Source organism: Roseivivax sp. CAU 1761, assembly GCF_054482755.1.
Map to the genome: position 1 here is coordinate 86,154 of NZ_JBTLRM010000001.1, position 14,492 is coordinate 100,645.

Annotated in this window: 10 protein-coding genes and 1 pseudogene; 10 read left to right on the plus strand and 1 reads right to left on the minus strand. The window is 65.3% G+C overall.

Annotated features, from left to right (window positions below; translation table 11 throughout):
- The first annotated feature begins 193 nt into the window (after positions 1 to 193).
- From ACXYMW_RS00415 to ACXYMW_RS00430, 4 genes are read left to right on the plus strand one after another with little or no spacing between them, the layout of a single operon-like run.
- The gene (locus ACXYMW_RS00415) at positions 194 to 868 is read left to right on the plus strand and encodes a paraquat-inducible protein A (protein ID WP_459033307.1); all 675 of its coding nucleotides are present in this window, start codon (positions 194 to 196) and stop codon (positions 866 to 868) included.
- Complete coding sequence (locus ACXYMW_RS00420; protein WP_459033308.1) at positions 829 to 1,482, plus strand: paraquat-inducible protein A; 654 nt, start codon at positions 829 to 831, stop codon at positions 1,480 to 1,482. Before ACXYMW_RS00415 ends, ACXYMW_RS00420 begins: the two co-directional genes overlap by 40 nt.
- Positions 1,479 to 4,685 (plus strand): MlaD family protein, encoded by a 3,207-nt coding sequence (locus tag ACXYMW_RS00425; protein WP_459033309.1) that lies wholly within the window; start codon positions 1,479 to 1,481, stop codon positions 4,683 to 4,685. The genes ACXYMW_RS00420 and ACXYMW_RS00425 overlap by 4 nt, the downstream gene beginning before the upstream one ends.
- A 1-nt stretch (position 4,686) precedes the next feature.
- Entirely contained in the window at positions 4,687 to 5,280 is a 594-nt protein-coding gene (locus ACXYMW_RS00430; protein WP_459033310.1) for a PqiC family protein, read from the plus strand.
- 7 nt (positions 5,281 to 5,287) lie between these two features.
- On the opposite strand, the gene ACXYMW_RS00435 is transcribed toward ACXYMW_RS00430, so the two are convergent.
- Positions 5,288 to 5,905: a hypothetical protein gene (locus tag ACXYMW_RS00435; RefSeq protein WP_459033311.1), complete on the minus strand. Its 618-nt coding sequence runs from the start codon at positions 5,903 to 5,905 to the stop codon at positions 5,288 to 5,290.
- A 714-nt stretch (positions 5,906 to 6,619) separates the two neighbouring features.
- Between ACXYMW_RS00435 and ACXYMW_RS00440 the strand changes: the two genes are divergently transcribed.
- The 6 genes and pseudogenes from ACXYMW_RS00440 (at position 6,620) to ACXYMW_RS00465 (ending at position 14,224) form a co-directional block, all read left to right on the plus strand.
- A complete protein-coding gene (locus ACXYMW_RS00440) occupies positions 6,620 to 6,991 on the plus strand; it encodes a plasmid mobilization protein (RefSeq protein ID WP_459033312.1) in 372 nt (123 codons plus the stop codon).
- Positions 6,988 to 7,344, plus strand: a pseudogene (locus ACXYMW_RS00445) (hypothetical protein); the annotation flags it as partial. The gene ACXYMW_RS00440 and the pseudogene ACXYMW_RS00445, both read left to right, overlap by 4 nt.
- 526 nt (positions 7,345 to 7,870) lie before the next feature.
- Positions 7,871 to 8,008, plus strand: coding sequence for a hypothetical protein (locus ACXYMW_RS00450; protein ID WP_459033557.1), 138 nt, complete (start codon positions 7,871 to 7,873; stop codon positions 8,006 to 8,008).
- A 174-nt stretch (positions 8,009 to 8,182) separates the two neighbouring features.
- Complete coding sequence (locus ACXYMW_RS00455; RefSeq protein WP_459033313.1) at positions 8,183 to 9,358, plus strand: hypothetical protein; 1,176 nt, start codon at positions 8,183 to 8,185, stop codon at positions 9,356 to 9,358.
- 605 nt (positions 9,359 to 9,963) lie between these two features.
- Complete coding sequence (locus ACXYMW_RS00460) at positions 9,964 to 10,509, plus strand: recombinase family protein (protein WP_459033314.1); 546 nt, start codon at positions 9,964 to 9,966, stop codon at positions 10,507 to 10,509.
- 352 nt (positions 10,510 to 10,861) lie between these two features.
- Positions 10,862 to 14,224 (plus strand): type ISP restriction/modification enzyme, encoded by a 3,363-nt coding sequence (locus ACXYMW_RS00465; RefSeq protein WP_459033315.1) that lies wholly within the window; start codon positions 10,862 to 10,864, stop codon positions 14,222 to 14,224.
- Positions 14,225 to 14,492 lie beyond the last annotated feature (268 nt).

The window sequence follows — 14,492 nt, forward strand, 5'->3', positions numbered from 1 at the left end:
GGCAAAGCCCAGCGCCGCGCTCCGGTCAATGCCCGGCATGCCGAAAACGCGCCGTTGTGGCGGTTCGGAGCGCGCGCCCGGGGTCACGGTTGCGTGGAATTCGCCGCCCCGGCCCTTGCAACCCGGCCCGTCCGGCGCAGAATGGCGCGATACGGGCAGCCCCCGTTCGCGCATCCCGAAAGGAGCCGCCCCCGTGTCCGCCGAGATCGCCCCCGGCCTCTCCCCGCTCGCCGATCCGCCGGCCGAACCGCCGGCGCCGCTGGACGAGCTGATCGCCTGCCCGCATTGCGATCTGCTCTACCGGGTGCGGATGCCGGCGCGCGGCCAGCGCGCCGTCTGCCGGCGCTGCCACACGGTGCTGATCGCGCCGCGCCGCAAGGCCGGGATGAAGATCATCGCGCTGACCCTGACGGTGCTGATCCTGGTCGCCGGGGCGCTGTTCTTCCCGTTTCTCGAGATCACCGCCGCCGGGCTCGGCAACCAGGCCACCATCCTCGACGCCGCCACCGCCTTCAACAGCGGGCCGATGGCCTTTCTCGCGCTGGTCACCGCGGCGACGATCATCATCATCCCGCTGCTGCGCACGCTGCTGATCCTCTACACGCTGCTGCCCATCGTCCGCGACCGGGCGCCCTACGCCCATGCCCGCCAGGCCTTCCGCTACAGCCAGAGCCTGAAGCCCTGGGCGATGGCCGAGATCTTCGCCATCGGCTGCGCCGTGGCGCTGGTCAAGGTGGCCGATCTGGCACAGATCGGCTTCGGTCCGGCCTTCTGGATGTTCTCGGCGCTTGTGGTGGTGGTGATGGTCAACGACAACTACCTCTGCACATGGTCGGTATGGAAATCGCTCGAACTGCCGCGGGAGTGACGGCCCGCGAGGCCGGCCTCGTCGCCTGCACGCGCTGCGCCCGGGTCTGGCCCGGGGGCACGCCGCGCTGCGGCCGCTGCGGCAGCTGCCTGTCGTCGCGCGACCACACCAGCCTGCAGCGCGTCTGGGCGTGGTGGGTGGCCGGGCTGGTCTGCTACATCCCGGCCAATCTCTACCCGATGCTGGTCACCCGGACGCTGGTCAGCCGCTCCGAGAGCACCATCGTCGGCGGCGCGGTGGAGATCGCCCAGAGCGGCAGCTACGCCATCGCCGCGATCATCCTCATCGCCTCGGTGCTGATCCCGGTGGGCAAGTTCCTGGCCATCGCCTACCTGGCGATCTCGGCCCGGCGCGGCTCCACCCTGTCGGCCCGCCGCCGCCAGCATCTCTACGAGATCGTCGAGTTCATCGGCCGCTGGTCGATGATCGACGTCTTCGTCGTCGCCATCCTCAGTGCCCTCGTCCAGCTGTCGGCGGTGGCGCAGATCCATCCCGGACCGGCCGCGCTGACCTTCGCGCTGTCGGTGATCTTCACCATGCTGTCCGCGCAATCCTTCGATTCCCGACTGATCTGGGACAAGGCGCGCAGCCCGCAACGGACCCGCCCCACGTGACCGATTCCCCGAACGATCCCGCCCAGCCCGAAGACCTGCCGCTTGCCGAGGGCAAGCCCACGCTCTGGGACCGGGTCTCGCTGATCTGGCTGATCCCGATCGTCGCGCTGGCGGTGGCCCTGGGGGCCGCCTACCGCAATTACGCGGCGCGCGGGCCGGTGATCCACATCGCCTTCGACAACGCCGCCGGCGTCGCCGCCAACGAGACCGAGCTGCGCTACCGCGACGTGGCCGTCGGCGTCGTCGAGAGCGTGGCCTTCGGCGCCGACCTGGAACGAGTCGTGGTCTCGGTGCGGGTCGATCCCGACGTGGCCGATTACATCGACGAGGAGGCGCGCTTCTGGGTGGTGCGGCCCGAGGTCAGCGCGCGCGGCGTCTCGGGGCTCGATACCGTGCTCTCCGGGGTCTACATCCGGGGCGTCTGGGACACCGAGCCGGGCACCTGGGCGGGCCGCTACGAGGGGCTCGACGCGGCGCCGCTCCTGACCGCGGGGCAGCAGGGGGTCGAGTTCACCCTGCGCTCCTCCGACAGCCTGCCGACCTCGGACACGCCGATCCTGTTCAAGGGCGTCGAGGTCGGCATGGTCGATGCCGCGCGCATCGCCGGCGACGGGCTCGGGGTCGAGGCCGACGCGGTGATCTACGGCGACTACGCCTCGCTGGTGACCAGCTCGACGCGGTTCTGGGACATTTCCGGTTTCAACTTCACGCTGGGCGCCACCGGCGCGCGGCTGAACTTCACCTCCTTCGCCTCGCTGATCCAGGGCGGGGTCACCTTCGAGACGCTGGGATCGGGCGGCGCGCCGATCGAGCCCGGCGCGGTCTACGAGCTCTTCCCGGACGAGGAGGCGGCACGCGACGACTTCCTGGTGGCCGGCGAGAGCGAGGCCGTCGACGTGATGATGGTGTTCGAGGAGAACCTGTCGGGCCTGACCTCGGGCGCCGCGGTGGAACTGGGCGGTCTCCGGGTCGGCGAGGTGGTCAACATCACCGGCATCGTCGACCGCGAGCGGTTCGGCGACAGCGAGGTGCGGCTGCTGGCCACCGCGCGGCTCAGCCCGAGCCGCATCGGGCTCGGCGAGGAGGCCGACGAGGCGGCGCTCTTCGCCTTCCTCGAGGACCGTATCGCCGACGGCCTGCGCGCCCGGCTCACCAATGCCTCGATCCTGACCGGCGGGCTCAAGGTCGAGCTGGTCGATGTCTTCGCCGCCGATCCCGCCGAGCTCGACATGGCGGCCGAGCCTTTCCCGCGCCTGCCCACCGCCTCGGCCCAGATCACCGATGTCACGGCGACCGCGCAGGGCGTGCTGCAGCGGGTCTCCGACCTGCCCATCGAGGAGGTCATGCAATCGGCGATCTCGCTGATGGACAACGCCACCACGCTGATCGGCAGCCAGGCGCTGCAGGACGCGCCGGACGAGCTTCTGGGCATCCTGGCCGCGGTCCGCGGCGTTGCCGAGAGCGACGACACGCAGGGCATCCCGGGCCAGATCTCCGGCCTGATCGCCGACCTGCAGGGCAGCGCGGAGACCCTGACCGGGCTGGTCGAGGATCTGCGCGAGCGCGACGTCACCGGCACGGTCAGCGACGCCGTGGCCGCCATCGGCGAGGCCGCGGGCGCGCTGCCGGGGCTGATCGAGGATGCCCGCGGGGTGGTGCAGGGCGCCGGCGAAGTGCCCTTCGACCGGCTCTCGGCCGAGCTCTCGGAGCTGCTGGTCGCGGCGCAGACCCTGCTGGCCGAAACCGAGGGCCTGATCGCCGCCGAGGACGTGCAGGCGGTGCCGGGCGAGCTGCGCGGCCTCTTGGCCTCGGCCCGCACGCTGGTCGACAGCGAGGACGTGCAGGGCCTGCCGGCGCAGGTCTCGGGCCTGCTGAGCGATCTCGGCGGCACCGCGGAGACCATCTCCGCGCTGGTCACCCAGATCGAGGAGCGTGACACCGCTGGCACCCTGACCGACGCGGTCGAGGCCGTGGGCCGGGCCGCCGACAGCCTGCCGCCGCTGGTCGCCGAGGCCCAGGCGGTTGTGGCCCGGGTGGGCGAGGTGCCGCTCTCCGATCTCTCGGCGCGGCTCGCGACGCTGCTGACCGCCGCCGAGGGCCTGCTCGGGCAGGTCGAGGGCCTGGTGCGCGACGAGGCGCTGCAGGCGGCGCCGGAAGAGCTGCGCGGCCTGCTCGCGGCGGCCCGCGGCCTGGCCGAGGATCCGGCGCTGCAGGCGCTGCCCACCGAGCTTTCGGGGCTGGTCGAGGATCTGCGCGTCACCGCCGGCACCGTGGCCGATCTGGCCGCCGGGCTCGAGGAGGAGGGCGCCGCCGAGACGCTGACCGGCGCGGTGCGCTCGGTCGGGCTCGCGGCGGAGAGGCTGCCGGCCCTGATCGACGAGGTGCAGGCGCTGGCCGCCGATGCCGGGGCAATGGAATTCGAGGCGCTGGGCACCGAGGTGCGCGACCTGCTGGCCGCCGCCGAGCTGCTCCTGGCCGAGCTTCAGGGCCTGGTCGCCGGCGAGGCGGTGCAGAACGTGCCGGTGGAGCTGCGCGAACTGCTGGCATCGGCCCGCGGTGTGGTCGAGAGCGAGGACGTGCAGGGCCTGCCGACCCAGGTCTCGACCCTGCTCGACGAGCTGCAGGGCACCAGCGAGACGCTGGCGCGGCTGATGGCGGAGCTCGAGGCGCAGGACGTGACCGGCAAGATCACCCGCGCCGTCGAGGACGTCGAGGCCGCCGCCGAGGGCCTGCCGGCGCTGGTCGAGGAGGCCCGCGGCATCCTCGACTCCGCCGGCGAGGTGCAGATCGAGGAACTGGCCGCGCGCGCCACCGACCTGATCGACGCCGCCGAGCGGCTGATCGACCAGGAGGCCACGCGGGCGCTGCCCTCGGAGCTCAACGGGTCGCTGGCGGCGCTGCGGGCGACCTTGCAGGAGCTGCGCGCCGGCGGATTGGTGGAGAACGCCAACGCCACGCTGGCCTCCGCCCGCAACGCGGCGCAGGCCATCGCCGAGGCCAGCCGGTCGTTGCCGGCCCTGTCCTCGGAGATCCAGATCCTCGCCGGGCAGGCCGGCACCACGCTCGCCGCCTATTCCGCGGATGCCGAGTTCAGCCGCGATGCCCGCGCCGCTCTGCGCCAGGTCGAGGAGGCCGCCGCGGCGGTCGAGAAGCTGGCCCGCACCATCGAACGCAATCCGAATTCGCTGATACTGGGACGCTGACATGACCCTGACCACCGCCCGCCGCGCCGCACGCGCCTGCCGCTTCGCGCCGCTTCTCGCCCTCGGCCTGCTGGCCGCCTGCGGCCCCGGCGACCAGCGCTTCGCGACGCCGCCCTCGGCGCCCGAGGCGCGCGTCGCCTCGCGCTACCCGACCCTGGAAGTCGTCGAGGTGACGCTGCCGACCTATGCCGCCGGCGAGGAGATCTTCGTCGAGGAGCCGGGCGGCGCGATCACCGAGCTCGGCCCGCTCTGGGCCGACGACCCGGCCCGCGCGGTGACGCTGCAGCTCTCGCGCGACCTGGGGGCGATCACCGGCGCGCAGGTGGCGCCCGAGCCCTGGCCGTTCCGCACCTTCCCGGCCGCCAAGGTCGATGTGCGGCTCGAGGACATGCGCGCGACGCTGGCCGGCGGCTTCATGATGTCGGGGCAGTTCTTCGTGGCGCCCGAGGAGGGCGAGGGCGTCGGCGACCGCGCCGGCAGCTTCCGCATCGAGGTGCCGCTGCCCGAGAACCCCTCGGTCCGTGTCATCGCCGCGGCCCGCAGCGCGGCGGTCACCGCGCTGGCCGAGCAGATCGCCCGGCAGGGCCTGCGCTGAGTCCGGCTCAGGCCCCGGGGAGCGCCGCAATCGCCGGCCGGAAGCCCGCGCGGAACAGCGCCACGACCGGGGCCGGGGTGAGCACCGCGACGCGGTCGGGCAGGGGGAGCGCCCGCCGCCGGTAGCCCGCGAAGCTCCAGTCGAAGGCGCCGTCCTCGTGGATCAGCACGGGATCCTTGCCGTCCGCGCAGAGCGTGCCGGGCGGCAGGTCGTCCGGCGCCGCCAAAAAGGTCCGCTTGCGCCGGTTCTCGAGCCGCGCCGCGTGCAGCGCCTTGTCGATCGCCGCGGCGCGCAGCCGCTCCGCGCCGCCGGTGCCGTGGACCTCGCTCCAGAGCGCGCGGAACTCCTTGAAGCGCGCCCGCCGGCAGGAGGCGCAGGGCCGATGCCCGGCCGCCAGCGCCGTCGCCTCGTCGAGAAAGAAGAGCTGGGTGTAATGCCTCGGTGCCATCAGGGTCTGCGGCGCGCCCCTGGGCTCCAGCGTGCAGATCACCCAGTTGGGGTGCGCGTGTTTGCGAGCGATGCTGCCGTCGGCGTCGTGCAGGATGCCGCGATTGCCCATCAGCGCGCCGCGCTCCGGCACGGCATGCAACGCGCCCCATGGATCGACCCGGTTTTGCCACGGCATGGCCTGCCCCCTCTTGCGAATTTCCCGGCCGACCCTCGCGGGCCCGCGCCGCCGGGGCAAGCGCCGGGGAAAATTCCGCCCGCCGCGCCCGATGGCCGCCAAGCCCTCTTGCGGCGCGGCGGGCGGGCGACTAAAGAGGCGGCACTTCGGCGAGTTGGCGGAGTGGTTACGCAGCGGATTGCAAATCCATGACTTTTTCTTTCCGCTGCAATGCCTTAACCTCATATAGTTATCAGGACAAAGCCCGAACAGTGGGTGAACCTGATAAACTCGGAAGATGGCCCTCCTTCCCTGCAAGATGCAGCTGATGCTCCGGTACAGGGCGCACGTCACAAAGCGGGTGGCAGAACAACCGCAAGCGTTCTCGGCCCCTTTTCCGGCGAAATTGAGCAGTGGAGGGCACTCCAGTGGCTGTCGCCGCAGAATGCCCGCCGCGGAAACAAAAGTGCCGCATCGGCTGCCCTGAAACGGTCGAGGTCTCGCCCGCCCTCGTGTCGCAAGTCGCGCGAAATTTCATCGGTAGCAAGGCATGGCGCCGTGCGCACGTACGTACAGCCGCCAGTCCTTGTCGGGGGGCGCAGCCCCCACGAACCCCCCAGCAAGATGCAGCTATAGAAGCTCCCGGATCGACATCCTGCTCCGGCTTGCATCTAGCTGCGCATACTTCTCGTTAATCCGCCCAGCACATCTCGGCGGGGATGCGAGGAGGACACGATGCCGACGGGACGTACGAAACGGTTTACGATCTGGGTGAGCAAGACGGAAAGGGAGCGGCTCCATGCTCGCGCTCGGAACCACGGGATAACCGCTGCCGATCTTGTTAGAGCAGCAGTCCTGGGCCCCAATGCGACCAAGGCGCTGCCATCACGCGACCTCCTGGCATCAGCGGTCCGGCAAGCCGCTGGCGCCGCAAAAAATCTGAACCAAGTTGCACGACGCGTCAACGAAGGCGCCAAGGCGGGACATCTCGACGCCAGGAACGCAAGTGCGGCAATCGATGAACTGCGCAAGATGTATGAGCCCATCGTTCGCGCGCTCGATGAAATGCAGGCCGAACTCGTGCGAATCCGCCGACCCCGTCGATGATCCTTGCCAGCACTCGCATCCGATCCGGCGATGCTGGCCGCGCCGTTGCGTACCTACTCGATCATGGGGAGCCCGTGATCATCTCCGGTGACGCGACGGTCGCGCAAGACGCCGATATTCGCGCGGCTCTTTCAGGAGGGAAATACAGCCTCCGCCATTGGCAGCTCTCTCCAAATGAGCCGGTCTCACGCTGGGAACTCGCCGAAGCCGTGCACGCAATTCGTGCCGAGTTCGAAGTTGGGAACCGCCCACTCCTCGTCGTTCAGCATGAATCCGTACGCGCCGATCTTTCGTCCGTTCCGCACTACCATATCGTTGCGCCCGAGTGCGACGAACACGGACGGGTACTGTGTAGCCGCCACAGCTGGGAGCGGCAGGAAAAAATCTCGCGCCAACTTGAGGTCAAATTCGGCCATCGAGTTCTTATTGGGCGCCATCACCAAGCCGTCATCGCCCGACTAGAAAAGGAAGGTGACCCAGACGTTGCCGCCTCTTTGCGTGCGGCCGCTGACCAGGAGCGACCGCGCGCGGCATATAATCGGCCAGCGGAACGAGCAGCCCACCGGCACAGTGTCGATCTCCCTGTCCTTGTCGAAGCGTTAAAAGGCCTTCGCCAGACGCCAGTTCAGGAACTTGGCCGCGCTTTGGCGAAGATCGAAGATGCTTATGGCGTTCGTTGCGCACAAGGCGTGCGACGAGGCGGGAAGGGCGCACAGCCGCTCGTGATTACCGCGCGAGACGGCAGGTATCTGTGTTCCGCGAGCCGACCGCTACAGGCGCGTCGCAAAGACACACATGAAATCCTACGGAGACTCGAACATGCCCGAACAAATCTCAACGACCATTCTGAAGGCGTTGGAACAAAACAGCGCCAGGCTGATGCGCTTGGAGGACATGCTGTCCTTCCCGGAGGGGACCGACGAGGATCCAATCCAGCAGCTCTTGGATCGCCAGGAGCGGATCGAGCAGCTGATACTCGAGATGATCGACGTCCTCGACGATCTCGCTCCCGAGTAGGAGTGGCAGTTGCGTTCCGCGGCCACGGGTCAGCACGCGCGCAGCCCTCTCCGATCCCTGTAGCGGCCATTCGGGACGCCGCCGCCGCTCTGCGCGCCTGGGTCGAGAGAGTGCGTTCGCAACTCGCGCTTGGCGTTAACCCGCGCTGACATTCGGAGCGCCAACTGCGCTCCTATGATACATGACAAACCGCGCCCGCTGCCCGGGGAAACCGCAGCCGACTACCGAGCCCGCCTTGCTGTCCAGGGCTACTACCCGCATGGCTTCAGTGCGGAGGATCGCCGCCTACTGCGATACCTTGCCGACGCCGGGATCGAGACCGAACACACGCAAACCCGCGATATCCAGATCGTGGGAGCAATCACAAGGCGCACTCTCACTCCGAGTTCGACGCGTCGCATCTCGATGCTCCCATACTACTCCATTCCCGACGCAATGGTGCGCGCCGAAGTGCTGAGAGGAATCATCGCGGAACATCCGGATCGGGATAAATTGAGGTACGAGGTTCTGCATCCGCATGGGCCATGCGCCGCAGAGGAACTGCGTGAACGTCTGGATATGTTGAACGACGACATCCAGGCGTTTTCAAACGCCGTGCGACGACACGGCGGGCAAATAGTCTGGACCAGCATCGAGGTCCTACATCAAGACGGCGGCCTCTTTCTCGTCCACGCGAACCTCGTTTCGCAAGCTTCCGAACCCACAATGCGGAAAGTCAAAGCGATGGCCGACGGCAGGTTCGGCAGTGACGGTTGGTATGACGGTGGCGTCATCCGAGATGCAGACCGATTGGCCAGCTACGTGACCAAAAGCCCGGACCTCAGGGCGGCAACCGCGCGCGAGGCCGTCGCGTATCACAGAGCGACGCAAGGGCGTCAGCTACACCGGCGCGCTCAAAGCATCCCGACGGTGGCAACGGAAATAGTTGAGGCCGAGGACCCGGATACCGCTGAGCCTTCGGGCGAAGCGAACCAAGAGCAATCTACTTCGTTGCAAACTGCTGAGGTGAAGTGCAACAGATGTCGGAACCGCGAAAATCCCGCAAAGAAATCCTGCGGAGATCATAAGAAGAACACTTCGTCGACTTTGGTCGAAAACCGAATACTGCGCGACCTCGGGAACATGTTTCTGTCGGGCCACGCGGAGCCCGCTCTGCTCGTGGAAGGATATACCGAGTTCCCAACCACCGAAGCCGGATGGCTCGGCCTCGCATTCATTCGCCGAAAGGCAATGGCCGCGCGGTTTGATTGGCTGCGGCGAGGCGGCGATCCATCCTACTTCTCTTGTCAAGAAGAATCCAAACAGAACTGGGATCCATACACCTCGCATCCGAGAGGAACGACGTCGTGACGTCCCGCAAACCTACGTCACATCAGCCACGACCCGATAGTCCCTGGTCCAGACTCGCCATCTTCGTCACGGTCTCGCTGTCGCCGCCGCTGCCTTCGCAGGCGGTTCTGCCGCTCGTTTTCCTCGTAGGCCTTGGACAGCGACCGCTGTCGTCTCCGCTCGACCTCGTCTGTCTCACGCCGACGTCTACGCTCTCTGCGTACAGTCAGTTGCGCCGCTTCGATAGCTCGTTCGTCGTCATCGTGAACTTCGCGGATGTAGTATCCCGCTCGCGCGAGTTCCCAGGACTCCGCATAGAGACGTGTTCGCTCATCCGGCGTGATATCACGGTGCTCCTCGGCAGCCGTCTGTAAGATCCGGTCACGAACCGGTCGTACATATCCAGCATCTCCGATTTCGCGACGCCGTTTCAACGATCTTCCCATCTCTATCTCCTCCGAGGTCTTATCCGCATGTGCGCAGCTGAGTCCGCCACGCAAGAGGCGGCCGGATTGGGTAGAGCCAAACCGGCCATCCGCCGAAACGGCCGATTAATGTGGTCGACGTACTTTCCGGCAGGGGATGCCGACTGACCCCTAGAGCCAAATGGACAGGAGATAGCTCACATGCGGATCGCATACCGTCGCGTCAGCAGCGACAGTCAGAACTTCGACCGCCAGGATCTTGATGCGGAAAGGACCTTCGAGGAAAAGGTCACAGGGTCCAACCGAGATCGGCCTCAGCTTCAGTTGATGCTCGACCAACTACGTCCCGGCGATGAGATACATGTGTGGTCGCTGGATCGCCTTGCCCGTTCCGTTGTGGACCTAGAGGCCATCGTCGAGCAGGTTCGTGCGGCTGGCGCGGCGATACACTTCAAGTCTGAAGGCCTCAGCTTCAAACCTGAAGCCGACGACCCTTTCACGGACCTAATGATGCGCCTACTCGGCGCCGTCGGTCAGTTCGAAAGGGACATCCTGAGACAGCGCCAAAAAGAGGGGATCGCCAAAGCGAGGGCCGCCGGCCGATACAAAGGTAGGCCCCAGAGCATAGACCGCCAGGCGGTGGAACGGCTCGCTGAGTATGGATTGAGTCAACGCCAGATCGCACGAAATCTCGGTATCGCGCGGTCATCTGTAGCAAGGATTCTTGAAGCTAGGGCCTGTTCTTGAAGAGAGTGGGTCAGAACCCAGCCCTTTGCTTTTCGTGGTGCAGGCGGAAGTTGTCAGGGATCGGATCTTGACAACCGATTGGAGTCCATTTGATTATCGCTGTGCTTCGGTCATCGCGCTTGCATTGAAGCGCAACGTGCCCCGCCGCGAACGGCCCGTAGCGAATACTGTGTTTCCTCATGCGTTACGTCCACCTTGAATACATGTCTCGGTCGTCTTGAATGCCGCATTCCAATTTTCGCACGAATATATACATCATCTGGGTCTTGCGGATGTTGCTCGCTTTCGTTGTATCCTTGTGAGCAACCTTCTGCTATTCCGTAGAAAATAAAAATAGTTCTTGGGGTGAGTTGTGAACGCAGCCGATCTTAATACATTCGCGGAAAACCTGAAGGCCAAGTTCCTCCTGCCCGGATCGGCCTCGCCCGAGGACCAGTTGAAGCCCGATGTGGCAGCGCTTTTCGTCGCCGCTGGCGCGAAGCTTGGTTTGCAGGTCGAGACCCGGACGGAAACGCATCTCTCCGACTACAAGGTCCGGCCCGACATAGCGATCTACGTTGGCGGCTTGATTTGCGGCTACGTCGAGTTGAAGGCCCCCGGCCTCGGGGCCGACGCGCCGAAGCTGAAAGGCGACCACAACAAGAAGCAGTGGGCCAAGCTGAAAGGTCTGCCGAACCTGATCTATACGGACGGGGAGGAATGGGCGCTCTACCATTCGGGCGAGCGACCGGACGGATTCCCCATCGTGAAGCTGACCGACGACCCGACCGTGAAGGGCAAGGCCGCCATCGGCGGAACCGACCTCGCGGACCTCGCGCGCCTGCTGGAACCGTTCCTGCGCTGGAAGCCGGTCGTGCCGCACCAGCCGACGCCGCTGGCCCAATACCTTGCGCCGCTGACCCGGTTCCTGCGCTCCGAGGTGGAAAACGCGCTGGCCCAGACCGGATCGGCGGTTGGGCTTCTCGCCAACGAGTGGCGACAGTTCTTCTTCCCCGATTCCGACGACGCCAAGTTCGCGGATGCCTACGCCCAGACCGTGACCTACGCGATGCTGCTGGCGCGCCTGTCTGGCGCAACGAAACTGGAACCGGCAGAGGCCGCGAAGACGCTGGACACGAACAACGGCCTGCTGGCCCGGACCCTTGAGCTTCTTGGGCAGAAGGCCGCGCGCGACGAACTGGTGGTCGGGTTCGAGATGCTGCGCCGGTCTCTGGAAGCGCTGGACCCACACGACTTTCTGAAATCGAAACCCGACCTCTGGCTGTATTTCTACGAGGACTTCCTCGCTGCCTACGATCCAAAGCTGCGCAAGGATTATGGCGTCTACTATACGCCGCGCGAGGTCGTTGAATTGCAAGTGCGCCTCGGGTCCGAGCTTCTGGAAAAGCGGTTCGGCAAGAAGCTCGGCTTTGCCGACGATGGCGTGGTGTTCCTTGACCCCGCTGTGGGCACTGGCACCTATCCGGTCGCCGCGGTGAAGCACGGGCTGGAGAAAGTGCGAAAGCGGTCTGGCCCCGGCGCGGTCGCGGCGCGAGCGCGGCAGATGGCCGAGAACATGCATGGGTTCGAGGTGCTGGTCGGCCCTTATGCCGTTGCCCATCTGCGCCTGACGCAGGCGCTGGAAGGCGCGATGAACGACGCCAAGGCGGCGGCGGGCGAGCCCGAAGAAAAGCTCGGCAAGCGGTTGAACATCTACCTGGCCGACACGCTGGAAAGCCCAAACTCGAAGCCGCCGATCCTGACGTTGACCTATCGGGCCTTTACCGAAGAACACGAGGCCGCGCGGAAGGTAAAGAACACGGGTGAAGTACTCGTGTGCCTTGGCAACCCACCCTATGACCGCCAACAGATTGATTTTGAGGACACAAAGACAAAGCGCAAGGGAGGTTGGGTTCGGTTTGGTGATCAACTCGAAGGCGGCGCGAAACAAGAGGAACAGGGTGAGCGCCCGATCTTCCGCGACTTTACGGAACCAGCGTCGGAAGCCGGTGCCGGAGTCCATCTGAAGAACCTGTATAACGACTATGTCTATTTCTGGCGGTGGGCGCTCTGGCGGCTCTTTGAGCAACAAAAATGCGGGGGTGTGGTGACGTGTATTACCGCGTCGAGCTATCTTGCCGGGCCGGGCTTTATCGGTGTCCGGGAAACAATGCGCCGGACATTCGATGAGCTCTGGGTAGTAGACTTAGGCGGCGACAATATCGGCACCCGAAAGACGCCTAATGTGTTTGCCATTAAGACACCGGTTGCGGTTGCTATCGGTGTCCGATCTGAAAAGCCATCGTCCGATAAACCGGCAAAAGTTCGCTACGCGAAAGTGGACGGTGCGGATCGTGAAGAGAAGCTAGCCCGGCTTGACACGATTGAAGGGTTTTCGGGTCTGGCCTGGCGTGATTGCGATAGTGGTTGGCACGCACCTTTTCTTCCCTCCGGCAAAGGAGACTATTTCGCTTGGCCGCTTGTGATTGATCTATTCCCGTTCCAGCGAAGTGGTTCTATGTTTGGTAGAGCTTGGCCTGTTGCTGAAAGCGCCCAACTTCTGGCAACAAGATGGGATCGCTTGATTTCGGCGCCGGCGTTGGAGAAACCAAATTTATTTCACAACAACAACTACCGTGATGTTGCTCGGGCCTATCCCCACCATTCGTCGCGCGCGGCGATGCCGCCAATAGCTGGGCTGACAAAGAAAGACGCAAGACCGCAAATCCGTCCCTATCAGTGGCGCTTTCTGGATCGGCATTTTGCTTTTGAAGACAATCGGTTGAATGACCGTATGGGCGGATTGCTTTGGGACATAGTCTCGGAACAGCAAATCTTCCTGATGACTATGAGCACAAAAGTTATCGGAGTGGGGGCAGGGCTTTGCGCAAGCTCAGCGGTGCCGGACAAGGACGCATTCTGCGGGCGGGGCGGCAAGGACGTGATCCCCCTCTATCGGGACGCCGAAGGGTCCGAGCCCAACGTGACCGCTGGTCTGCTGGACGCGCTCGGCAAAGAATACGGCACCACGCCATCGCCCGAGGATTTGGCGGCTTACGTCTATGCGCTGCTCGGCGGCCAGTCCTACACCGGGCGCTTCTGGAACGAGCTTGAGACGCCCGGCCCGCGCGTCCCGATAACCGAGGACGGTGCGACCTTTGCCGAGGCGGCGAAGCTGGGCCGCAAGCTGATCTGGCTGCATACCTATGCCGAGCGCTTCCGGGGCGACGGTCGCGGCGACGAGTTGCCGCAAGGCAAGGCGACGACCATCAAGGGCGTGTCGTCCGACCCGAAGCACTACCCCGAGCAATACGCCTACGATCCTGCCAAGCGCGAGATTGCCGTGGGCGACGGTCGCTTCGGCCCGGTAGCGCCCGAGGTCTGGGACTTCGAGGTATCCGGCCTTGAGGTCGTGAAGTCTTGGCTGGGCTACCGGATGAAAAAGCGCGCCGGCAAGAAATCGTCGCCGCTTGACGACATTCGCCCCGACCGCTGGACAGCTCGGATGAGCGACGAATTTCTGGAACTGCTGTGGGTTCTGGAATCGACCCTTGCGATGGAGCCCGAGTTAGAGAAGTTGCTGGACAAGGTCGTCGCCGGGCCGTGCTTCGCCGCCTCCGATCTGCCCGCGCCGACGCCCAAGCAACGTAAGGCTCCGGGTAAGGCTTCGGCTTCCGAAGACCAGCCCGATCTGTTCGGCGGAGACGAGGATGACGAAGGTTGCGATAATGACTGACTGCGCCTGGTTTGAGCCTCAGACCGGCCGCTTGACCTTATTGCAGGGATCAACTGGTCTTCGCCCTTCCTCCCTGGTGACTGCGCAGGCGCTACCGAAACCGAGCAAGCGGGGTGATGATCTGCTCTTCGCTGAACCTTGATCTCTCAATTGTCCGTCTCCTCGTAGGAACGGACTCTACCTCAAACTGGAAGAAGAAACGGGTCTCAGGTCACTCTCATCGGCGCGACGTAGTTGGGCAAGTACATAAACTTGTATGAAACCGACA